Here is a 21,677-nt window from a genome sequence, read left to right as displayed (position 1 = left end):
TCCGCGTTCGCTCCGGCCGTGCGCTCTTTGCGTTCCTCCGCGTTCGCTCCGGCCGTGCGCTCTTTGCGTTCCTCCGCGTTCGCTCCGGCCGTGCGCTTTCTGCGTACCGCGGCGTCTGCTCCGGTCGTGCGCTCTTCGCGTACCCCGGCGCCCGGCCCCGCCACGCGCTTCTTGCGCACTCGGGCCTCCGCTCCGGCCGCGCGTATCGGGCATACTCGGGCGTCGGCTCGGAGCCTGTGGTCACGGCGCATCGCAGCGTCCGCCCCGGCCGTGCGTTCGTGGGCATCGACTCCCGGCGGGCGCTCGAACGGCCCCCGGGTGGACGCTTCATTCGTGAGCCCAGGCCCCCGGGTGGACGCTTCATTCGTGAGCCCAGGCCCCCGGGTGGACGCCTCGCCGGGACGTCTATCGCCCGGCGGCCCGCCCACCATACGGGTTCGGCATATCAGCGCAGCCGAGCCGGGGAGACGTCCATGCGACGGTGCGGCCGCCGAACCTGTGGTCTCCGCGCGCGGTGCTGCCCATGCGGTGTGTTTTCCGGAAGGCTCCGTATCTATTGCGAATGCGCGTTTCCGGAGCCGGCACCCGCCGCATGCTCGGCGGGTAGTGTGGCGACGACCGGGACCGGAGGGTGGCGTGCCGCCCTGGGCCGGGGCACTCCCATCGCTCGCCACTCGTACCCCTCGAACGTGCTCCGCGCCACGCGCGGGCCGGAGGCGGATCGGCCCTCGCGCACACCGGTCAAGTCGATACTGCGTGGATTCGTGACGCACCGTGCGTGCCGACTGTCGGCGCGGCCCTGCATACTGAACGGCATCGACGCGCCATCGCCCGATGGTCGCAACCGTTCGACCACGCGCGGCGTCGAGGTATAAACGTGACTGGTGGTGATGTAAGGCGTCACCATCTGCTCAATCAGCCGCGTCCTGCGTACCGAGCAGTGTTCAGCGGGTCGAGAAGGAAAGGGATTCACCGGTGGCAACACGAGACCGAAACGCAGCCGAGGCGGGTCGTCCCGTGCGTCGTCTCGTCATCGTCGAATCCCCGACGAAGGCCCGCAAAATCGCGCCCTACCTGGGGCGGGACTATACGGTCGAGGCATCTGTCGGCCATATCCGTGATCTGCCGCGCGGTGCGGCCGATGTCCCGGCCAAGTACAAGGGCCAGGACTGGGCGCGGCTCGGGGTGGACGTCAACAACGACTTCGAACCCATCTATGTCGTCAGCCCGGAGAAGAAGGGCAAGGTCACCGAACTCAAGGGTCTGCTGGCCGACGCCGACGAGCTGTATCTGGCCACCGACCCCGACCGCGAGGGCGAGGCCATCGCCTGGCATCTGCTGGAGACACTGAAGCCGAAGGTGCCGGTCCGGCGGATGGTCTTCCACGAGATCACCGAGCCGGCGATCCGCGCGGCCGCCGCCGACACCCGCGACCTGGACAACGACCTGGTCGACGCGCAGGAAACCCGGCGCATCCTGGACCGGCTGTACGGCTACGAGGTCAGTCCGGTGCTGTGGAAGAAGGTCATGCCGCGGTTGTCGGCGGGCCGGGTGCAGTCCGTGGCGACCCGGGTGATCGTGCAGCGCGAGCGGGAACGGATGGCGTTCCGGTCGGCGGAGTACTGGGATATCGCCGCGAGACTGGATGCCGGCGGCGAAGCCGACTCCGCCAATCCTCGGGTCTTCTCCGCTCGCCTCGTCGACGTGGACGGCTCGCGGGTCGCCACCGGCCGCGATTTCGGGTCCGACGGCCGGCTCAAGGCCGATTCCCGGGCGCTGGTCCTGGACGAGGCCCGGGCCCGCCGCCTCGCCGAGGCCCTGCACGGCGCCGATCTGGTGGTGACCTCCGCCGAGTCCAAGCCCTACACCCGCAAACCGTATGCGCCGTTCATGACCTCCACGCTGCAGCAGGAGGCCGGTCGCAAGCTGCGGTTCACCTCGGAACGCACAATGCGCACCGCGCAGCGGTTGTATGAGAACGGCTACATCACCTATATGCGTACCGACTCGACCACGCTGTCGGAGTCGGCGATCAATGCCGCGCGCACCCAGGCCACCCAGCTCTACGGTGCCGAATTCGTGCATCCCACTGCTCGGCAGTACACCCGGAAGGTGAAGAACGCGCAGGAAGCGCACGAGGCCATCCGTCCCGCGGGTGACACCTTCGCCACCCCGGGCCAGCTGCACGCGCGGCTGGACAACGACGAGTTCCGGCTCTACGAGCTGATCTGGCAGCGCACCGTCGCCTCGCAGATGGCCGACGCCAGGGGCACCACCCTCACCCTGCGGATCACCGGCACCGCCGGCACCGGCGAGGAATGCGTGTTCTCCGCCTCGGGTCGCACCATCACCTTCCCAGGCTTCCTGAAGGCCTATGTGGAAAGTGTCGACGAGGAGGCCGGCGGCCAGTCCGACGACGCCGAGACCCGGTTGCCGCAGCTCGCCGAGGGCGAGGGCGTCACCGCCGTCGAGTTGAATCCCGACGGGCACAGCACCAACCCGCCCGCCCGCTACACCGAGGCCTCGCTGATCAAATCGCTGGAGGAACTCGGCATCGGGCGGCCGTCCACCTATTCGTCGATCATCAAGACCATCCTGGACCGCGGGTACGTCTACAAACGCGGTAGCGCGCTGGTGCCGTCCTGGGTGGCCTTCTCGGTGACCGGGCTGCTGGAACAGTACTTCGGCCGTCTGGTCGATTTCGATTTCACCGCCGCCATGGAAGACGATCTGGACGCCATCGCCGGCGGCCGGGCGCAGCGCGGAAACTGGTTGTCCAGCTTTTACTTCGGTGGTGACGACGGTGCCGAGGGCTCGGTCGCGCGGTCCGGCGGTCTGAAGCGGATGGTCGGGGAGCGGCTCGACGATATCGATGCCCGCCTGATCAACTCCATCAAACTCTTCAGCGACGACGCGGGTCGCGATGTGATGGTGCGGGTCGGCCGGTACGGGCCGTACCTGGAACGTATGGTCGCCGACCCCGACAAGCCGGATGCCGAGCCGACCTCCCAGCGCGCGAATCTCCCCGATGACCTGCCGCCCGACGAACTCACCCCGGAGGTGGCGGAAAAACTCTTCTCCACTCCGCAGGAGGGCCGCACTCTGGGCAACGACCCGGGCAACGGTCACGAAATCGTGGTCAAGGAAGGACGTTTCGGCCCCTACGTCACCGAGATCCTGCCGGAGCCCGAAGAGGACCAGGCGGCCAAGAAGACCGCGAAGAAGAACGCGCCGAAACCGCGCACCGGGTCGCTGTTCAAATCGATGGACCCGGCCACGGTCACGCTCGAGGACGCGTTGAAACTGCTGTCGCTGCCGCGCGTGGTCGGCAACGACCCGGCCTCCGGCGAGGAGATCACCGCGCAGAACGGCCGGTACGGGCCGTATCTGAAGAAGGGCACCGATTCGCGGTCGCTGGCCACCGAGGACCAGATCTTCAATGTGACTCTCGACGAGGCCCTCAAGCTCTATGCCGAACCCAAACGCAGAGGTAGACAGGCCGCGGCAGCCGCGCCGCTCCGGGAACTCGGCAACGATTCCGCCACCGGGAAGCCGATGGTCATCAAGGACGGGCGCTTCGGGCCCTATGTGACCGACGGTGAGACCAACGCCAGCCTCCGCAAGGGCGACGAAGTGGAGTCCATCACCGACGAACGCGCTTCCGAACTGCTGGCCGACCGGCGGGCGCGCGGTCCGGTGAAGAAGGCGGCCAAGAAGACCGCGAAGAAGGCCCCGGCCAAGAAGGCCGCCGCCAAGAAGACCACCACCGCGGCGAAGAAGACGACCACCGCGAAAGCGGCCGCGAAGAAGACCGCGGCCAAGAAGACTCCCGCCAAAAAGGCCCCGGCGAAGCAGTCCGCGAGCCGGTCGTCTTCCCAGAGCGAAGACTAGACAGCGGTTGTCTGTCGGACCGTCGCAGTAACGTCGCGCGCGAGTACCGTCCGATGACAAGGAGCGCCGATGCCCGGTAGCCGGGAACGCGAAGATCTCGTCCAACTGCTCGACGAACAGCGTGAGATGTTCCGGATAACGCTGCGAGGTATCGACGATGAGCAGGCGCGACAGCGGACCACCGCCAGCGAACTGACCCTCGGTGGCCTGTTGCACCACATCATCCGCTGTGAGCGGGATTGGACGAAGGTGCTGGTCGAGCGGGACGAGAACGCCGAAACGAAACTCGAGGACTACGCGGGCGAATACGTCATCGGCGACGACGAGACGGTCGCCGGTCTGCTCGCCGAATGGGAGCGCGTCGCCGCGAACACCACCGAGCTCGTCCGCGCCGTGGACGATCTGGACGCGTCGATTCCCACGCCCACCAACCCGTGGGTACCCGGCCGTGTGTGGTGGTCCGCGCGGTTCCTGGTCCTGCACATCCTCCGTGAGATCGCCCACCACAGCGGACACGCCGATATCATCCGCGAACAATTGGACGGGGCGAACACCACCGCGCAGCGCGCCGGGTAGTCCGGCCGGGGAATTCCGGCAGCCGAGAGCAGAACCGTGGGGAGCACTCGTACCGGTGTGCCCCGGTGGCCGGTCGTGGCCGGTCGAGCGTATTAGGGTGTGAGCGTGGTGGGTGTCTTCGAGCGTCTCGTGGGTCAGGATTCGGTGACCGCCGATCTGACCGCCGCCGCGGTCGCCGGCCGATCCGGTGTGGCCGAGGGCGTCATGACGCATTCGTGGCTGTTCACGGGCCCACCCGGGTCCGGTCGCGAGGTCGCCGCGCTGTGCTTCGCGGCCGCGCTGCAGTGCACCGATCCCGAACAGCCCGGGTGCGGCCGATGTCACGCCTGCACCACCACCATGGCCGGCACGCACGGCGATGTCCGCCGGGTGGTCCCCGAGGGCCTGAGCATCTCCACCAAGGAGATGCGCGGGATCGTCCAGATCGCGGCCCGGCGCCCCAGCACCGGCCGCTGGCAGGTGGTGGTGATCGAGGACGCCGACCGGCTCACCGAAGCCGCGGGCAACGTACTGCTCAAGGTGGTGGAAGAGCCGCCCGAGCGGACCGTGTTCCTGCTGTGCGCCCCTTCGGTGGATCCGGAGGACATCTCCGTCACCCTGCGCTCCCGTTGCCGGCATGTTCACCTGATCACCCCCGCTGCTCCGGCGATTGCCCAGGTCTTGCGCGAACACGACGGCCTCGATCCGGAGACGGCCGACTGGGCGGCCGCGGTGAGCGGCGGGCATATCGGCCGCGCCCGCCGCCTCGCCACCGACGACGAGGCCCGCGCCCGCCGCCGTCGCGCCCTGGACGTCGTGACCGCGGTAACCCGCGGCACCGCCTACCTCGCCGCCGACGAACTGGTGAAGGCCGCCGAAGACGAGGCGAAACAGCTCAGCGCCGAACGCGACGAACGCGAACGCGACGAACTCGCCACCGCCCTCGGTGCCGGCGGCACCGGTAAAGGCGCCGCCGGTGCCACCCGCGGCTCGGCCGGTGTCCTCAAGGACCTCGAACGCCGCCAGAAATCCCGCGCCACCCGCACCGGCCGCGACGCCCTCGACCGCGCCCTCCTCGATATCGCCGGCCTCTACCGCGACGCCCTCGCCATCGCCTTCGGCGACCCCGCCGGTATCACCATGACCCACCCCGATATGGCCGACCGCGCCCGCGATCTGGCCAAACGAGTCCGTCCCGAGGGCCTCCTCCGCTCGATCGACGCCGTCCTCGCCTGCCGCGCAGCCCTCGACCGGAACGTCAAGCCCCGTTTCGCGGTGGCCGCCATGGCCGCCACCCTCATCGCACAAACCTCCTGACCAGCCGTTTTCGCGTTACCAGGTCGGAGACGATAGACTCGCCACGCCGAAAGGCACGCCGCCTTAGCTCAGTCGGTAGAGCGCTTCACTCGTAATGAAAAGGTCAGGAGTTCGATTCTCCTAGGCGGCTCCAGGTCAGAGGCCCTTTCCCGGTTGTAGGGAAGGGCCTTCTTGGTCTCCGGTCCGCGCGGGCGGGGTTACCTGCCGGCGGCGGACCTTCTACGAAGGCTTCGGAGGCGCTCGACGGGCCGAACCCTGTGATGGCGCCCCGCGGCAATTTTCAGGTGAGCTGTTCGGCCAACCCTACGATGATGTTCTCGGGGCCACGGACATAACAGAGCCGATAGATGTTCTCGTATTGCACCACCTCGCCGACGAGTTCGGCGCCGTGGTTGCGCAGGCGGTCGATGACTTCGTCGATGTCGTCGACGGCGAACATGATGCGCCGGATACCCAGCGTGTTCGCCGGTGCGTCTTTCGGCTCGGGGGTGATGGCCTTCGGCCTGTGGAACTTCGCCAGCTCGATTCGGCCGGGGCCGTCCGGGATTCGCAGCATGGCGACGTCCTGTAGGACGTCGTCGAGCCCGATGACGCGTTCCGCGCCACGCCAGTCGAGTGGGCCTTTGCCCTCCAGTTCCATACCGAGTTCGACGAAGAACGCGATGACCGCGTCCAGGTCCTCGACCACGATCAGGACGTTGTCCATACGTTGAATCGCCATGTCAGGCCTCCTTTGGTGTGGTGCGGCGACGATGCCCGCATCTGCCCCTGGGACGGAGCCGACATGTCACCGTCGACATCCTCGGCCTCCTCGCTTCGACAACTTGGGACCGCTCGTCGTCGGTGCGGTGGCAGCGGCGACGCACAACGATACGTGCCCACTTGGCGATGGCCGGCGGATGCGGATGCTTCGCCGGTGTGCCCGTGGCATCGAACAACCCGGTGCCTCCCGTCGGCGTTCGGGCGGATGGCACCGGGTCGTCGCTCGTGTTCACTCGGCGAGGTGGAAACCTGCCTCCTCAACCGCGGTGGCGACCGCCTCTCGGCGGATCGGCTCCGTGGCGGTGATGGTGACCAGACCTCCGGCCACATCCACGTCGACTGTCCGGACGCCCGCGATCCGGCCGACCTTGTCGCGTACTTTGCCGGCGCAGCAGCCGCAGGTCATCCCGGTGACGTTGAGCGTTGTCGTGTTCATCTCGCTGTTTTCCTTCTTGGTCAATGGAATTCGATCGTTGTACCGACCGGCTACGACGCCGGTTCGGTGCGGCGCATGGTCGCCGCCGTGACGGCGGCGCCGGTGAGGGCGATGACGGCCGCGCCGATGAATGCCGCCGAGAACCCGTTGGTGAGGTCCGGCAGGCTGTCGATGCGGTCGGCACCGAAGGAGGCGGCGACCGCGGTCATGGCCGCCAGGCCCAGTGCGGAGCCGACCTGGTAGCTCACATTGACGATGCCCGAGGCCAGGCCGCCCTCCTCGGGGCGGGCGGCGGAGATGGCGGTGCCCAGTGACGGCACGAAGGCCAGTGACATCCCGGCGGCCGCGACCAGTGAGGCCGGCAGGACGTCCACCCAGAAGTTCCCGGTCGGACGCACCAGCGACATGATCCCCAGACCCAGCCCGAGCACGGTCAGCCCGGCCACGATCATCGGCTTGACGCCGAACCGCTGCATGGCGCGGGGCGCCAGCACGATCATGCCGAGCATGATCAGGGTGGTCATCGGCAGCAGGGCCGAGCCGGCGGGGAAGGCGCTGTAGCCGAGTACCTGCTGCAGGTACAGGTTCAGGAAGAACCACATCGGCACCCAGGCCGCGCCGAGCAACAGCTGGGCGATATTTGCGGCGGCGAGATTCGGTGCGGCGAAGATGCCGAGGCGCATCAGCGGTTCCCGGCGCCGCGCCTGGATCAGTACGAAGGCGGCGAGCAGTGCGGCGGCCGCGCCCAGGACACTCCACGTCTGTCCCGACGTCCAGCCGACCTCCGGCGCTCGGACGATGCCGTAGACGGCCGCGGCGAGACCGGCCGTGACCGTCACCGAGCCGAGCAGATCGACGGAACCGGAACGGGCCGGTGCGTCGGGCATGAGCGCGGGGACCGCGAGCAGGGCCAGCAGTGCGATCGGAATGTTGATGTAGAAAACCCAGGGCCAGCTGATGTATTCGGTGATGACGCCGCCGAGGAAGACTCCGGCGGTGCCACCGGCCGGGGCTGCCGCGCCGTATACGGCCAGTGCCTTGGTCAATTCTCCGGGTGTCGAGCCGAACAGCATCATCAGCAAGGTCAGCGCCGAGGGGGCGATCAGGGCGGCGCCGCCACCCTGGATCGCGCGTCCGGCCAGTTCGATCGCGACATTGCCCGCCGCACCCGCGATGACGGACCCTACGAGCAGGACCGTCCATCCGGCGGCGAACACCCGCCGCGCACCGAGCAGATCCGATAGTCGCCCGCCGAGCAGCAGCAACCCGCCGAAGGCGATGACGTAGGCGTTGAACACCCAGGTGAGATTCTCCTGGGAAAACCCGAGATCGGTCTGCATCTTCGGCAGGGCGATCCCGATGATCGATGTGTCCATGATGACCATGAATTGGGCGGCGGCGATTACGGCCAGCGCCCACCACTTTCGTGTGGTGGTCCGCGTCTGCGTACTCATGACATTTCCGTCCTTCCGGAACCGTTCAGGGTCGCTACCATACCCCCCTAGGGTATGTATCGGTCAATAGGTGACCTGATAGGTGCATGGATCCGACCCGCTCTCGATGCGGTTCCCCGACTATGGGTTGCATATACCCCCGGGGGGTACTATGTTCTTCGGTGTCACCACAACACACGATCGGAAGGCCGCGACAATGACCACTCGGACTCACGCCCATCACCATGGCGAGCACGCCGCTCATGCCGGTCACGCCGAACACGGCCACCACGCCGGGCACACGGCGTCGGCCGCCCACGCCGGGCACCAAGACCACGCCGCACACGGCGGTGCGGCGCCGGGCGGCCTCCAGATCACCCAGGACGGGTACACCTTGGAGTTGGCGGAGCCGATCACCGGCGCGGGTGAGATCGACTTCCGGTTCCGCGTCCTGGGCCCGGACGGGAAACCGGTCACCGAGTACTCCGCCCTGCACGACCGCGACCTGCATCTCATCGTGGTGCGGCGCGAACTGACCGGGTTCTGGCACGTTCACCCCGAGCTGGGCGCCGACGGGACCTGGTCGGTGCGGCTGAACCTTCCGGAGGCGGGTTCCTACCGCGTGTTCGCCGATATCGCTCCGCGCGCGCTCGGCAAGACCCTCACCCTCGGTGCGGATCTGGCGGTGGCGGGGCAGTACGCCCCGCGGCCGGTGCCGGCGGCCGCACGCACCGCGGTCGTGGACGGATACGAGGTGAGCCTCGACGGCGATCTCGTGCCCGGCGAAGGTCGCCTGCTCACGCTGACCGTGCGCAAGGACGGCGAGCCGGTCACCGATCTGCAGCCCTACCTGGCCGCCTACGGTCATCTGGTGATCCTGCGGGCCGGTGATCTGGCCTATATCCACGTGCATCCGAACGGCGAACCCGGCGACGGGGTGACCGCGCCCGGCCCGGACGTCACCTTCCACACCGCCGTACCCGGACCCGGCACCTACCGCCTGTTCCTGGATTTCCGGCACGGCGATGTGGTGCGTACCGCCGCCTTCACCCTGCCCACCGTCACCCACTGATCACGTCGGTGGGCGCACGGCGCGCCCGCCCACCGACGTCGAAGGAGTCCGATATGTGCGAGTGCTGTTGTCGAACCACCCGCGGCCCCCCAACCCAACTCGACCGAGGAAGTATTCGCGATGCGCTCCGCGCCCATGACCCGCTCACCGTTCCGCGACCACGACTATCTGCGCCTGTTCACCGCCCAGGTGACCGGCCTGTTCGGCACCGGATTGACCACCGTCGCACTGGGATTGCTCGCCTACGAACTCGCCGGGGCGGCCGCTGCCGCCGTCCTCGCCGCCGCCCTGACCATCAAGATGGTGGTCTACGTGACGGTCGCTCCGATCGTGGGCGCCTATGCCGACCGCTTCCCGCGCCGGCTGTTCCTGGTGTCACTGCATCTGATCCGCGCCGCCGTCGTGCTCGCATTGCCGTTCATCGATCAGATCTGGCAGATCTATGTGCTGATCGCCGTACTGCAAACCGCTTCCGCCGCCTACACCCCGACCTATCAGGCGGTCATTCCCGACATCCTGCCCGATGAGCGCGAATACACTCGCGCCCTGTCGGCGGCCCAGCTGGCCGCGACCATGGAAACCCTGCTGAGTCCGATGCTGGCCGCCGTCGCGCTGACCGTGATGAGCTTCCACTGGTTGTTCGTCGGTACCGCGACGGGCTTCGCCGTCTCGGCCGCCTTGGTGATCACCACACGTATCCCGAACGTGACCGCGGCGGCCGAGGGTTCCTTCCGTGAACGGATCACGGTCGGGCTGCGCATCTTCGGGGGCACACCGCGACTGCGCGGCCTGCTCGGGTTGAATCTCGTCGTCGCGGCCGCCGGATCCGTGGTGATGGTCAACACGGTCAACTACGTCCGCGACGTCCTCGGTGGCACCCAGTCCGGCGTCGCGCTGTTGCTGGCCGCCAACGGGTTCGGGACCATGCTCGTCGCTCTGTCCCTTCCCCGGATCCTCGATCGCCTCGGCGCTCGGCCGGTCATGCTCACCGGCGCGGTCGGCCTGCTCGCCGCACTCGGATCGGCCATCGCCCTGTCGTTCGCCGACTCCGGTGACTGGCGCAGGGCCGCCGCCATCGCGGTATGGGCCGGCATCGGCGCGGGCACCGCGGCGATACTGACACCCACCGGACAGGTGCTGCGCCGCTCGTCCCGGTCGGCCGACCGCCCCGCGCTGTTCGCGGCCCAGTTCTCGCTCTCGCACGTGGCGTGGCTGCTCACCTATCCGATCGCCGGATGGCTGACCACCGCTGCCGGCTTCACCACGACCTGGATGGTTCTCGCCGTGCTGGGGGTGATGGGGATGGTTGTGGCACTGCGGATGTGGCCACGCCACGACCCGGAGGTGCTGACCCATCTGCACGAGGTCGGCACCATCGACCCGGCGCCCCTCGCCGACGCCGTACGCGTGGGCGACCGCTACTACCGGCACACCCACGCTTACGTCATCGATGCCGAACACCCACGCTGGCCGACAGAAGGACGGCGGTCGGTCGAAACCGTCGCGGCCTGAACATCCCACCGAACCGCGTCATCCGGCGGGCACCCGAATCCCGGGTGCCCGCCACTGCGTCGGTGCGGCTTGGTCCGCTCGGAGTGCGAGCAACGGACGCTACCCGGGTGACCGTGCCCGAGGTCAGCGAACCCGCCGGGTGGTGCCGCGGCAACAACCACAGGTCGGGGTGGGTTGTGGACTAGTGTCGGTGCTCGTGCTCATCGCTATCGCAGTGTTCGCGGCGGTCTCGGCGTTGCTCCATGTCTACATCTGGTATCTGGAGTCGTTCGCGTGGACGGGTGCGGCGCGGGGTGTTTTCGGCACCAGTGCCGAGGAAGCGGCGGCGACTCGGGAGCTGGCCTTCAATCAGGGCTTCTACAACCTGTTCCTGGCGATCATCGCGGGGGCGGGAATCGTGGTCGCGGCAGCCGGGGATCGAGGTATCGGGGTGGCGTTGATCTTCGCCGGCACCGGCGCGATGCTGAGTGCCGCGCTGGTGCTGCTGCTCTCGTCGCCGGACAAGCGCACGTCGGCGGTGAAACAGGGGGCGGCGCCGCTGGTGACCGTTGCGCTCGGGGTGGTCTGGGCGCTTATCGGTTGAGCGGACGGTCCCGGCGACCGTCGGTCACGAGTGCTGCGCAGAGCCGGCCTGCTCCAGTAGCCGGCTGAGGATTGCCAGCCGGTTTTCGCGCAGGCCCGGGCGCAACCGTTGGCCGCGTTCGAGAGTGGCCAGGCCGTGCAGCGCGCTCCAGCCGGTTTCGGTGAAGGTCTCCACGTCGTGATCGCCGGCGAAGGGGGCCAGGGCGGCGACCAGTTCGGCGAACGCGTCGCGTAGGACTTGGGTGGCCTCGGGGCCGAACTTCAGATCGGTGGACATGGCGAACATGGCGTCGTATACGGCGGGATGCTCGGTGGCGAATTCGATATAGGCGCGGGCGAGTGCCGCCAGCGCCTCGGACTCCGACTCGGCGGTGGTCCGGGCGCGGTGCAGGGCTGTGGCGAGTTCGGCGATCCCGTCTTCGGCGACGGCCGTGACGATGGCGCGTTTACCGGCGAAATGGCTGTAGAGGACGGGTTGGCTGTACTCGATCCGGTCGGCGAGTTTGCGGACGGTCACCGCCTCCCAGCCCTCGGTCTCCGCCAGTTCGCGCGCGGTATCGATGATCAGCCGGTGGCGTTCCGCCCGTTCCCGTTCCCGTCTTTTCTGAACACTCATGCTCGAAACTCTAGCATCGCTAGACAAGGGAGCCGGGGTAGGTTAGTGTCGCTCTATAACATAGCGATGCTAGATATTGGAGCAATCATGATCACCACTCGGCGTATCGCCACCGCACTGTCGCTGATCGGGGCGGCGTTCATCCTCTACATCGGGATCAACTACCTGATCGCTCCCGAGTCGATCGCCACCGGATTCGGCCTGCCCGAGTGGCCGACCGGTGACGCCGCCGCATTCATGAATCTGAAGGGCGTACGCGACACGGTCTGCGGGATCCTCCTCCTCGCGCTGTTGGCGCTCGGGCAGCGTTTCGCACTGGGGGTCGTCATGGTCGTCGTGGCGCTGATCCCGATCGGCGATATGACCACCGTCCTGGCCTACGACGGCTCCACGGCAGCCGCCTTCGGAATCCACGGCTTCACAGCACTGCTCGTGGGCATCACCGGGCTGCTGCTCATCCGCGAGTCCGTTGCGTCCGCCCCCACTCCGGCGTAGTTGCCGAACCGACTACTACCAGCTGAAACCCGTAATACTCAGGAGCCCGCCATGTCCCTGTTCGTTCAGATCCTCGCCGCCGTCGCGGTTCTCGCCAATGCCGTCGTCTACGGCACCGATGTACTGGCCGCACTGGTCATGCGGTCGGTCTACCGTCGGCTCGACGACACCACCATGACCCTCAGTGCGGGCTGGGGGCACTACTACGCAGATCTGCGTATGCCGCCGGTCGGCATCACCGGAGTGGTGGCGGCGTTGGGTGCCGCGGTGGTCGCCGCTCTGACCGGCGCTGCCGGTGCCGCTGTTTCGGCGGGGCTCGCGGTCCTCGCGCTCGCTGTGTGGCTCACCCTCTATGCGCGGATCGCCAAACCGATCAATGCCGCACAGAAGGCCGCCGCTCGATCCGGTGTGATTCCGCCGAACGCCCGTGCGCTGCAGGACCGGTGGGACAGCATTCTCTACCCCCGGGTGGTCCTGCAGACCCTCGCTCTGGTGGCGTTGATCGTCACCTTGGTCATTGCTTGAACACGACGCTTCCGGGCGGCCGGGCGGGACGAAAGTCCCCCGGCCGCCCGCGTCTATCGGCAGCCGAACCGCTTTCTCGCCGGCCTGCCGTACCGAGCTCGTGGCGACAGTGTCAGAGCACGATGACGTTCTTGCCCCGGGTATGGCCCGACTGGCCCGCGGCGAAGGCATCGGCGACTTCCTCCAGGGAGAAGGTCGCCGCGACCGGGACCACGAGATCGCCTTTGGCGGCGAGGTCGGCCAGGCGCTGGGTCTGGGTGCGGTCAGGGCGGACCCAGACCACATGGCCGCCGTGTTCGGCCACCGAGCCATCGGCGATCGAGGCGTGCCGGCCGTTCTCGGCCAGGACGGCCAGGGTGGTGTCGAGCTGGCCGCCGACGAAATCGGCTACCGCCTGCACCCCGTCCGGGGCGAGTTCGCGGATGCGTTCGATCACGCCCTCCCCGTAGGCCACCGGTTCGGCGCCGAGTTCGCGCAGGAAATCATGGTTGCCTTCGGAGGCGGTGCCCAGGACGCGGGCACCGCGCGCCCGGGCGATCTGGACGCCCAGGCTGCCCACCCCGCCGGCGGCGGCGTGGATGAGCACGGTGTCCTCGCCGGTGACCTGGAGAAGATCCAGGGTGCGCAGGGCGGTACCGCCGGCCAGGGGCAGCGCGCCGGCCTGCTCCCAGGGCAGATCCGCCGGTTTGCGGGCCACCCGCGCCGCCGGGACGGCGACCAGCTCGGCGAAGGTCCCATCGTGTAGGACGTCTTTGCGGGCATAGGCCAGTACTTCGTCACCGACTTCGAACTCCGGTGTATCCGTGCCCTTGCCGACCACGACCCCGGCGACGTCCCAGCCCGGGATCACCGGGAAGATCGCATCGATCAGACCGTCCAGCGCACCCGACATCAGTTTCCAGTCGACCGGGTTCACCCCGGCCGCACGCACCTCGATCAGTACCGAACCGGGAAAGACCTTCGGTTTCGGCAGGTCACGCACCCGGATATCGCTGTTGTCGGTGGTGTACCGGTCGTAGGTCGCTGCGCGCATAGTCCAGTCCTATCGGTTGCGGTCGTCATTGCGTGCAACGACGCGCCGCAAGCGATATTCCGGGCTCCGCGCATCGGCGGCCGGTGGGTGCGGAGGGTCCACCGAGCCGGGCGACACTGACCGGACTCGGGGACTTCCCGCTCAGCCCGCGGCCGCGGACCGGGGGCTGGTGCGGTTCAGAACGGCGGTCAGCTCGTTGTTGAAAAGGTCGATCCGCTCGATATTGCCCAGGTGGCCGGTGGGCCAGACCTGATAATCGGGCCGGTGCCCGGCCTCGATCATGGTGTCGGCGATGAGGCGCGACATCCGTTCGGGCAGCAGGCGGTCGTAGCGGCCGGCGACGATCGTGGTGGGCACGGTCAGATTCGCCGCGGCCGCCCCCAGCTGCAGATCCGCCAGGACGGCGGCGTGCCGGCTGCGGGCCAGCGGACGGCACGAACGCACGATGTTCAGGGCGAACTCGGCCTGCTCGTTGGTGGCGCCGCGGGCCATGATGCGTTCTTTGAGGATCTCGCGGGCCGCCCAGCCGCCGGGTAGGGGCAGGGGTGTGGTGAGGAGTGACTCCGCGACGATCATCGGCAGCCGGATCGGCGCTCCCAGCAGGCTCAGCGGCTGGTTTCCCAGGCTGAGCGGCTTGTTCAGCAGCGGCAGCAGATCGGTGTCGTAGCGGATATTGCCCGAGGTGGTGTTGGCCAGCATGACCGCGCGGGCCCGCCTGGCCACCTGCTCGGGATGACGGGCGGCCCAGGCCTGCAGGGTGATACCACCCATGCTGTGCCCGACCAGCAGGGCCTGCTGATCCGGCCGCAGGGTCGCGTCGAGGACGGCGGCGAGATCATCGGCGAGGGTGCGGTCGCCCAGTGGGGCGCGACCGAGGGTGCTGTCGCCGTGGCCGCGCTGGTCGTAGGAGATCACGCGGTAGCGGTCGGCGAAGGCGTTGATCTGGGGGTGCCAGTACTCGATACAACAGCTCCAGCCGTGGATGAGCACGATCGGCTCGGCATCGGCGGGACCGTAGGAGTGTACCCGCAGGCGGGCGCCGTCGACGGTGGTGACGGTAACGACCTCGGGATGGGCGGCCGGCGCGTTGTAGTGGGCCGTCCGGAATCGCCGCGCGCGCAAGGTGGCCCGGTACGGGGCGGTCAGCGCGCCTTGATGCGCCTGCGACAGCGCGGTTATGGATTTCACCAGCATCAGAACACTCCTTTGTGCCTGCTGACACGGTAACTCTGCAAGCTGGGTGCTTACAAGAGCAAGCGCCGTTCCGGTCCTCCTCATCCGGGATGGTGTTGTTGTCCCGAATATCGGTGCGGCGCGGAGCACTGTTAGCTACATATTGCCCATTCGGCGGATCTTTTATGCCTGTTCGATGTAACCACGGCCTGTTTCGAGGCAACCGGAGCAAGCACCTCCGGTGGTTGTGGCGTCAACCCGCGGGCCGCGACTACCGTGAAGGTCGTGAACGACTCGGACGCAGCCGACCCGCGCAAGCTCGTGGACCCAGGGGTTCCGGAAGCGGCCGGGCCGGACAGCGGTGCCTGGTTGGCCGGGTGGCGTGGACTGTTGCTGCCCGGAGCGGCGGCGGCCGCGGGTGCCGCGGCGGTGCTCTTGCTGCACGTCCGCGACCCGCATGTCGAGGGCGCGTACGGGCTGTGCCCGGTCTATGCCCTGTTCGGTGTGTACTGCCCGGGTTGCGGGGGTATGCGCGCAGTACACAACCTGACCGAGGGACATATCGTCGATTCCCTGCACAGCAACCTGCTGGCGCTGCCGGTGCTGACGCTCTACGTGTTGTGGGTGGGCGATTGGGCGATCCGCGCATGGCGGGGCGAAGGACCACGTGTGCCCGGAATCAGCAGCCTCACGATGTGGACGCTGCTCGGCTCGATCGCCGTCTACACGGTGGTGCGCAATACCCCCTGGGGCACCTGGCTGACGCCGGTCTGACAGACGAGGTTCGAATGCGCGATTCACTCAAGGACCGGATACGCGACAAATTGCTGCGGCAACTGACCGAGGACGGCCCGATGGGTGCCGAACCCGAGGATCCGCGGCTCATCTCGGTGGTCGCCGACCTCGCTGCGCTGAACAGCGTCGCCGAGGACGATCCCCTCGTCGAACAGCTCGCGGGTCGCTACCTGGTGTTCTGAACCGCACTCCCGCCGACCGGCGGCAGCTGCGGCAGCGGTTCGGCATAGAGCCATTCCTGCCACAGCGGCTGCATGGGCACCACGCTGTAGTGACCGACCAGATCGGTGAACTCCTCGGTGGAGACGGAGGCGTGCCGGTGGCGGGCGGTCCAATCGCGGATGAGCCGGAAGAACGCGGTATCACCCAGCTCCAGCCGCAGGGCGTGGAGCGTGAGAGCGCCGCGTTTGTAGACCCGGTCGTCGAACATCAGCTCGGGCCCGGGATCACCGACCACGATGTTCTGCGGTTCCCGGCGCAGGGTGTGCCAGGCCGCGCGGGCCAGCTGATCGGCGCTGGGCCCGTGCGCGGCCTCCGACCAGATCCACTCCGCGTAGCAGGCGAAACCCTCGTGTAACCAGATATCGCACCAGTGCTGGATGGTGAGGCTGTTGCCGAACCACTGGTGGGCGAGTTCGTGCGCGACCAGGCGTTCGGCGCCGCGGCGGCCGTCGCAGTGGTTGGCGCCGAATACGGAGATACCCTGTGCCTCGATCGGTATCTCGAGTTCGTCCTCGGTGACCACGACCGAATAGCTCTGGAACGGATAGGGGCCGAACAGTTCGCTGAACACCGACATCATCTCGGGTTGTCGGGCGAAATCGTGGTCGAAGGCCGCGCGCAGCGATGTCGGTATCACCGCGTGGATCGGGACGGGCGTGCGCCGGTCGGTGAGCTGGTGTCTGCGGTAGCGCCCGATCTGCACAGTGGCCAGGTAGCTCGCCATCGGCTCGGTCTGTTCGTAGACCCAGGTGGTCTGGCCGGCTTTGGTCTGCTTTCCGACCAGTTCCCCGTTGGCGAGGGTGAAGTACGGGGTATCGGTGGTGATCGAGATCCGATAACTCGCCTTGGAGCTGGGATGGTCGTCGCAGGGGAACCAGGACGCGGCGCCGTTGGGCTGGCTGGCCACCAGCGACCCCTCGGTGAGTTCTTCCCAGCCGACCTCGCCCCAGGGCCCGCGGACCGGTCTCGGGGCACCGGCGTACTGCACGACCAGTTGCAGGATTCCGCCCGCGGGTATCCGCTCGCGCGGGGTGACGGTGAGTTTGCCGCGCTGATGGGTGTACTTACCGGCTTTGCCGCCGTTGACCAGCACCTTCGACACCGCCAGGGCCTGGGACAGGTCGAGGGAGAAGCGTGGGCGTTCGGCGGTGGTGACGGCGGTGATCACCGCCCGCCCGGCGAGCCGGTTACTGGCCACCTTGTAGTTCAGGTCCAGTTCGTACCGCGATACCCGATAGCCCCTGTTTCCGTTCTGCGGTAGATAGTCGTCGATGGGGGCGTCGTAGAACCTGCTCCCCATCAGCTGTCCGTGTCCTCGTCGGATTCGGGGTCGGCCGCCGGCCCGGTCCAGGCAGCGATGGGGTTGCCCCACCATCTGGTGGAGGCCGGTACGGTATCGCCACGCATCACCAGCGAGGCCGGACCCACGGTGGCGGCCGCGCCGAGAGTGGCGGCGGGCAGGGCGACGCAATGCGGCCCGAGGGTGGCGCCGGGCTCCAGGGTTACGGTGTCCATGGCCATGATGCGGTCGTGGAACAGGTGGGTCTGCACCACGCAGCCGCGCTCCACGGTCGCGCCGTCACCGAGTGTCACCAGGTCTGCCTCCGGAAGCCAATAGGATTCGCACCATACCCCGCGGCCGATCTTCGCGCCGAGCGCGCGCAACCAGAGGTTCAGTACGGGCGTACCGGTCGCCGCGCGGGCGAACCAGGGCGCCGCGACGGTTTCCACGAACGCGTCCGACACCTCGTTACGCCAGACGAACGAACTCCACAACGGATGCTCACCGGCCCGGATCCGCCCGATCAGCACCCATTTCGCGGTGACCGCGCTCGCACAGGCCACCGCGCCCGCGACCATCAGCACCACCCCGGACAGCAGCGCCGCCGCCGGATAGCCGAAACGGTCGGCCAGCCGGGCCAGCGCCAGCAGGACGCCGAGGCCGATGGCGAAGGTCACCACGACCGCGGCGAGGCGGCAGGTTTCGAACGCGCCGCGGAAGACGCGCAGCCGCAACGGCGGATCGAAGGTGCGGTCGGTATCGGCGGTACCCGCGGCCCGGCGCAACCGGACCGGTGGGCTGCCCAGCCAGGACGAGCCGGCCTTCGCCTTGGTCGGCGCCGCCGACAGCACCGCGACCAGTCCGTTCTTCGGGACCCGCCGGCCGGGCGCGGCCATTCCGGAATTGCCGAGGAACGCGCGTTTGCCGACCTTGGCCTCCCCGATGTGCAACCAGCCCCCGCCGAGCTCGTAACTGGCGACCATGGTGTCGTCGGCCAGGAAAGCGCCGTCGGCGACGGTGGTGAACTTGGGCAGCAGCAGCACGGTGGAGGCCTCCACCCGCTTGCCGACCTTCGCGCCCAGCAGGCGCAGCCAGACCGGGGTGAGCAGCGAGGCGTAGAGGGGGAACAGGAAAGTGCGGGCGGAGTCCAGCAGGCGTTCGGTGGCCCAGACCTGCCAGCCCACCCGGCTGCGTACCGGGTGGTAGCCCTCGGTGAGCCCGATACCGAGCAGCCGCACCGCGACGACGGTCGACACGGCGTAGACCACCAGGCTGAACATGGCGGCGACCGGTAGCCAGAGGAAGGCGGGCAGCAGGGCGTCCGTGAAATCCGCAGTGTGCCGGATACCCCAGGCGATCACGGCCAGACCCGCCGCGAGCCCGAACAGTGGCAGCGCCCCCAGCGCCAGCGAACCGATCCCGAAGGCCAGGACCCAGTGCACGGCCCGCTCCGGCGTCTCCGCGGGCCAGCGGTGCCGGGCCTTCCCGACCTTCACCGCCGGTGAACCCGCCCATTCCTGACCGGCCTTCACCTTGCCGGTCACCGCCGAACCCGCCGCTATCTCGGCGTCACGGCCGATCCGGGTCCCGGGCAGCAGCACCGACCGGGCGCCCACCACCGCGCCCCGGCCCACCGCGATCGAACCGATGTGCACGGTATCGCCGTCGATCCAGTAGCCGGACAGGTCGACCTCGGGTTCGACACTGCAGCCGTCACCCAGTTCGAGCATGCCGGTCACCGGAGGCAGCGTGTGCAGGTCGACGCCCTTGCCCACCTTCGCGCCGAGGGCGCGGGCGAACGGCACCATCCACGGCGCTCCGGAGAGGTTCTCCGCCCCGCTGGCCTCCGACAGCCGGACCGCTGCCCACAACCGCAGGTGTACCGAACCGCCGCGGGGATAACTGCCCGGCCGCACACCCGCGAGCAGGGTCCGGGCGCCCACCACACAGATCGCCATCCGGCCGAGCGGGGTGATGAAGACAACGAACAGCAGCGCGGTCCACCACCAGGACAGGCGCGGCAGCCAGGGCAGCAGCTCGAACCATGCGGCCACCCCGGAGGCGACGGCCAGCCAGGTGACCCATTGCAGGCCGGTGAGCGTCGCCAGGGCAGCGGTGGCCACCACTTGGATCCACTGGGCCGACGGTGGGGTGGGGCGGACCGGGCGCACTTGCACGGCAGCGGCCGGGGCGCTCTGGTCGAGCAGTTCGGTGAGCGCGCCGAGGCGGGGATGGTCGTACACATCGGCCACCGTGACCCGCGGGTACCGCGACCGCAGGCCGGTGACCAGTTGCGCCGCCGACAGCGAACCGCCGCCGAGTGCGAAGAAATCGGCATCGGCGCCGGTGATCTCGGCACCGAGGACATCGGTCCACAGCTGTGCGACCCAGGCGGCGGTGCCGGTGAGCCCGTGGTCGATTCCGCTATCGGCGTCGGCGAGGGGCCAGGGCAGCGCGTTGCGGTCGACCTTGCCCGAGGTGCGGGTCGGCAACTCCGGGACGACCACCAGCCGGGGTATCAGCGGGGCCGGGAGCCGGCCGGCGAGCCGGGCGCGGGCAGCGGCCAGGTCGTAGTCCTCGGCGACACCGGTGAGATAGCCGATCAGGACCGGCGCTCCGGTCGCCGTGGCCCGCACCGCGGCGGCCGCTCCGCCGACTCCCGGCAGATGTTGTAGCGCGTTGTCGATCTCGCCGAGTTCGATCCGGCGGCCGCCGATCTTCACCTGATCATCGGCCCGGCCGAGGAAGATCAGCCCGGCCTCCTCGTTGCGGACCAGGTCGCCGCTGCGGTAGGCGCGGTCCCAGCCCAGCGTGTGCAGAGGCGCGTACTTCTCGGCATCCTTCGCCGGATCGAGATAGCGGGCCAGCCCGACGCCGCCGATCACCAGTTCCCCGGTCTCGCCTTCGCCGACCGGTACACCGTCGGCGTCGACCACCACCAGATCCCAGCCGTCCAGTGGGAGACCGATCCGCACCGGACCGGTGCCGTCCAGCAGCGCGGCGCAGGCGACCACGGTGGCCTCGGTGGGGCCGTAGGTGTTCCACACCTCGCGGTCGGGGTCGGCGAGACGTTCGGCCAGTTCCGGCGGCACCGCCTCACCGCCGAAGATGAACAACCGGACCGATTCCAGGGCCTCGGCGGGCCAGGTCGCGGCCAGGGTCGGGACGGTGGACACCACGGTGATGCCCTGCCGGACCAGCCACGGACCGAGATCGGCGCCGGTGCGGACCAGCGCGCGCGGCGCGGGCACCAGACAGGCGCCGTGCCGCCAGGCCAGCCACATCTCCTCACAGGAGGCGTCGAAAGCGACCGAGAGGCCGGCCAGGACACGGTCGCCGGGCCCGAGTGGGGCATCCCGGAGGAACATGCGGGCCTCGGCATCGACGAAAGCGGCCGCGTTGCGATGGGTCACCGCGACACCCTTGGGAGTGCCGGTGGAACCCGAGGTGAAGATGATCCAGGCATCGTCGTCCACCGTGGGCGCCCGGTCGACACCTTCGCCGGCTTCCGCCGGATCCGGGCGTCCGGCCACCGGCCGGATGCCGTCGGCCGTCACCACGGCCGTCACCCGCGCCTCGGTGAACACCAGGTCGGCCCGCTCCTCGGGATCGTCGGCGTCCACCGGGACGTAGGCCGCACCGGCGTGCAAGACCGCCAGGATGGTGAGGTAGAGCTCCCAGGTACCCGAGGGCATACGCACGCCCACCCGGTCGCCGCGGCCCACCCCGGCGGCGGCCAGGCCCCGGACCGACTTCTCGATCTCGGCGCGCAGTTCCGTGTAGGTCAGGGTGCGATCCGCCGTGGCGATCGCGGGGGCGTCGGGATATTCGGCTGCCGTCTCGGCGACGATATCGACCAGGGTGCGCGCCGGTGGCGCGGCCTCGGCCCGCCGTAGCGCGCTCTCCGCATCCACCTGCGTCCGCATCTGTCCGGTCCACCTTCCATCGCCCAGCCGACGGACTGGTTCTCTCATAC

Annotated in this window: 18 protein-coding genes and 1 tRNA gene; 11 read left to right on the top strand and 8 right to left on the bottom strand. The window is 68.7% G+C overall.

Annotated elements, in window-relative coordinates:
* The first annotated feature begins 975 nt into the window (after positions 1–975).
* From topA to NF4_RS01520, 4 genes are all read left to right on the top strand, one after another.
* Positions 976–3,891 (top strand): type I DNA topoisomerase, encoded by a 2,916-nt coding sequence (gene topA, locus NF4_RS01535; RefSeq protein ID WP_063125498.1) that lies wholly within the window; start codon positions 976–978, stop codon positions 3,889–3,891.
* A gap of 69 nt (positions 3,892–3,960) precedes the next feature.
* Positions 3,961–4,467 (top strand): DinB family protein, encoded by a 507-nt coding sequence (locus NF4_RS01530; RefSeq protein WP_063125497.1) that lies wholly within the window; start codon positions 3,961–3,963, stop codon positions 4,465–4,467.
* Positions 4,468–4,572: 105 nt separating this feature from the next.
* Complete coding sequence (locus NF4_RS01525; RefSeq protein WP_063125512.1) at positions 4,573–5,763, top strand: DNA polymerase III subunit delta'; 1,191 nt, start codon at positions 4,573–4,575, stop codon at positions 5,761–5,763.
* A gap of 57 nt (positions 5,764–5,820) precedes the next feature.
* A tRNA-Thr gene (locus NF4_RS01520) sits at positions 5,821–5,896 on the top strand.
* A gap of 147 nt (positions 5,897–6,043) precedes the next feature.
* Here NF4_RS01520 and NF4_RS01515 read toward each other — a convergent pair.
* The 3 genes from NF4_RS01515 to NF4_RS01505 all read right to left on the bottom strand — a co-directional run bounded on the left by NF4_RS01515 (position 6,044) and on the right by NF4_RS01505 (position 8,415).
* Positions 6,044–6,484, bottom strand: a complete 441-nt coding sequence (locus NF4_RS01515) for a VOC family protein (protein ID WP_063125496.1) — start codon at positions 6,482–6,484, stop codon at positions 6,044–6,046.
* Between the two features lie 270 nt (positions 6,485–6,754).
* Positions 6,755–6,961 carry a heavy-metal-associated domain-containing protein gene (locus NF4_RS01510; protein WP_063125511.1) on the bottom strand — a complete coding sequence of 69 codons (207 nt, stop codon included), beginning with the start codon at positions 6,959–6,961 and terminating at the stop codon, positions 6,755–6,757.
* A 50-nt stretch (positions 6,962–7,011) separates the two neighbouring features.
* The gene (locus NF4_RS01505; RefSeq protein ID WP_063125495.1) at positions 7,012–8,415 is read right to left on the bottom strand and encodes an MFS transporter; all 1,404 of its coding nucleotides are present in this window, start codon (positions 8,413–8,415) and stop codon (positions 7,012–7,014) included.
* A gap of 196 nt (positions 8,416–8,611) precedes the next feature.
* Between NF4_RS01505 and NF4_RS01500 the strand changes: the two genes are divergently transcribed.
* From NF4_RS01500 to NF4_RS01490, 3 genes are all read left to right on the top strand, one after another.
* Complete coding sequence (locus tag NF4_RS01500; protein ID WP_063125510.1) at positions 8,612–9,466, top strand: DUF8832 domain-containing protein; 855 nt, start codon at positions 8,612–8,614, stop codon at positions 9,464–9,466.
* Between the two features lie 120 nt (positions 9,467–9,586).
* Complete coding sequence (locus NF4_RS01495) at positions 9,587–10,978, top strand: MFS transporter (protein ID WP_084532769.1); 1,392 nt, start codon at positions 9,587–9,589, stop codon at positions 10,976–10,978.
* A 196-nt stretch (positions 10,979–11,174) separates the two neighbouring features.
* The gene (locus tag NF4_RS01490) at positions 11,175–11,561 is read left to right on the top strand and encodes a DUF1304 domain-containing protein (RefSeq protein ID WP_063125509.1); all 387 of its coding nucleotides are present in this window, start codon (positions 11,175–11,177) and stop codon (positions 11,559–11,561) included.
* 24 nt (positions 11,562–11,585) lie between these two features.
* On the opposite strand, the gene NF4_RS01485 is transcribed toward NF4_RS01490, so the two are convergent.
* Positions 11,586–12,176: a TetR/AcrR family transcriptional regulator gene (locus NF4_RS01485; protein ID WP_063125493.1), complete on the bottom strand. Its 591-nt coding sequence runs from the start codon at positions 12,174–12,176 to the stop codon at positions 11,586–11,588.
* 87 nt (positions 12,177–12,263) lie between these two features.
* Here NF4_RS01485 and NF4_RS01480 point away from each other — a divergent pair, with 87 nt between their 5' ends.
* Both NF4_RS01480 and NF4_RS01475 read left to right on the top strand, forming a co-directional pair.
* The gene (locus NF4_RS01480) at positions 12,264–12,671 is read left to right on the top strand and encodes a DUF4267 domain-containing protein (protein WP_063125492.1); all 408 of its coding nucleotides are present in this window, start codon (positions 12,264–12,266) and stop codon (positions 12,669–12,671) included.
* A 51-nt stretch (positions 12,672–12,722) separates the two neighbouring features.
* Complete coding sequence (locus NF4_RS01475; protein WP_063125491.1) at positions 12,723–13,196, top strand: hypothetical protein; 474 nt, start codon at positions 12,723–12,725, stop codon at positions 13,194–13,196.
* A gap of 112 nt (positions 13,197–13,308) precedes the next feature.
* Here the strand turns inward: NF4_RS01475 and NF4_RS01470 are convergent, their stop codons facing one another.
* Together NF4_RS01470 and NF4_RS01465 are read right to left on the bottom strand one after the other, a co-directional pair.
* Entirely contained in the window at positions 13,309–14,229 is a 921-nt protein-coding gene (locus NF4_RS01470; RefSeq protein ID WP_063125490.1) for an NADP-dependent oxidoreductase, read from the bottom strand.
* A 141-nt stretch (positions 14,230–14,370) separates the two neighbouring features.
* A complete protein-coding gene (locus tag NF4_RS01465) occupies positions 14,371–15,423 on the bottom strand; it encodes an alpha/beta fold hydrolase (RefSeq protein WP_063125489.1) in 1,053 nt (350 codons plus the stop codon).
* A gap of 264 nt (positions 15,424–15,687) precedes the next feature.
* Here NF4_RS01465 and NF4_RS01460 point away from each other — a divergent pair, with 264 nt between their 5' ends.
* A complete protein-coding gene (locus tag NF4_RS01460) occupies positions 15,688–16,176 on the top strand; it encodes a DUF2752 domain-containing protein (RefSeq protein ID WP_232330263.1) in 489 nt (162 codons plus the stop codon).
* A gap of 14 nt (positions 16,177–16,190) precedes the next feature.
* Positions 16,191–16,379, top strand: coding sequence for a hypothetical protein (locus tag NF4_RS01455; protein ID WP_063125488.1), 189 nt, complete (start codon positions 16,191–16,193; stop codon positions 16,377–16,379).
* Here NF4_RS01455 and NF4_RS01450 read toward each other — a convergent pair.
* Positions 16,364–17,719 (bottom strand): M1 family metallopeptidase, encoded by a 1,356-nt coding sequence (locus NF4_RS01450; protein WP_063125487.1) that lies wholly within the window; start codon positions 17,717–17,719, stop codon positions 16,364–16,366. The genes NF4_RS01455 and NF4_RS01450 overlap by 16 nt on opposite strands.
* Positions 17,719–21,627 (bottom strand): Pls/PosA family non-ribosomal peptide synthetase, encoded by a 3,909-nt coding sequence (locus NF4_RS01445; protein WP_063125486.1) that lies wholly within the window; start codon positions 21,625–21,627, stop codon positions 17,719–17,721. Before NF4_RS01445 ends, NF4_RS01450 begins: the two co-directional genes overlap by 1 nt.
* Positions 21,628–21,677 lie beyond the last annotated feature (50 nt).

Source organism: Nocardia fusca NBRC 14340, from assembly GCF_001618425.1.
GTDB lineage: Bacteria > Actinomycetota > Actinomycetes > Mycobacteriales > Mycobacteriaceae > Nocardia > Nocardia fusca.
The sequence above is the reverse complement of the archived record's forward strand: the minus strand, read 5'-3'. Positions and strand labels throughout refer to the sequence as shown.

Coding starts and splice junctions, on each gene's coding strand:
- NF4_RS01530 (WP_063125497.1), top strand. CDS start 3,961: ATGCCCGGTAGCCGGGAACGCGAAGATCTCGTCCAACTGCTCGACGAA.
- NF4_RS01515 (WP_063125496.1), bottom strand. CDS start 6,484: ATGGCGATTCAACGTATGGACAACGTCCTGATCGTGGTCGAGGACCTG.
- NF4_RS01510 (WP_063125511.1), bottom strand. CDS start 6,961: ATGAACACGACAACGCTCAACGTCACCGGGATGACCTGCGGCTGCTGC.
- NF4_RS01505 (WP_063125495.1), bottom strand. CDS start 8,415: ATGAGTACGCAGACGCGGACCACCACACGAAAGTGGTGGGCGCTGGCC.
- NF4_RS01500 (WP_063125510.1), top strand. CDS start 8,612: ATGACCACTCGGACTCACGCCCATCACCATGGCGAGCACGCCGCTCAT.
- NF4_RS01495 (WP_084532769.1), top strand. CDS start 9,587: ATGCGCTCCGCGCCCATGACCCGCTCACCGTTCCGCGACCACGACTAT.
- NF4_RS01485 (WP_063125493.1), bottom strand. CDS start 12,176: ATGAGTGTTCAGAAAAGACGGGAACGGGAACGGGCGGAACGCCACCGG.
- NF4_RS01480 (WP_063125492.1), top strand. CDS start 12,264: ATGATCACCACTCGGCGTATCGCCACCGCACTGTCGCTGATCGGGGCG.
- NF4_RS01475 (WP_063125491.1), top strand. CDS start 12,723: ATGTCCCTGTTCGTTCAGATCCTCGCCGCCGTCGCGGTTCTCGCCAAT.
- NF4_RS01470 (WP_063125490.1), bottom strand. CDS start 14,229: ATGCGCGCAGCGACCTACGACCGGTACACCACCGACAACAGCGATATC.
- NF4_RS01465 (WP_063125489.1), bottom strand. CDS start 15,423: ATGCTGGTGAAATCCATAACCGCGCTGTCGCAGGCGCATCAAGGCGCG.
- NF4_RS01455 (WP_063125488.1), top strand. CDS start 16,191: ATGCGCGATTCACTCAAGGACCGGATACGCGACAAATTGCTGCGGCAA.
- NF4_RS01450 (WP_063125487.1), bottom strand. CDS start 17,719: ATGGGGAGCAGGTTCTACGACGCCCCCATCGACGACTATCTACCGCAG.
- NF4_RS01445 (WP_063125486.1), bottom strand. CDS start 21,627: ATGCGGACGCAGGTGGATGCGGAGAGCGCGCTACGGCGGGCCGAGGCC.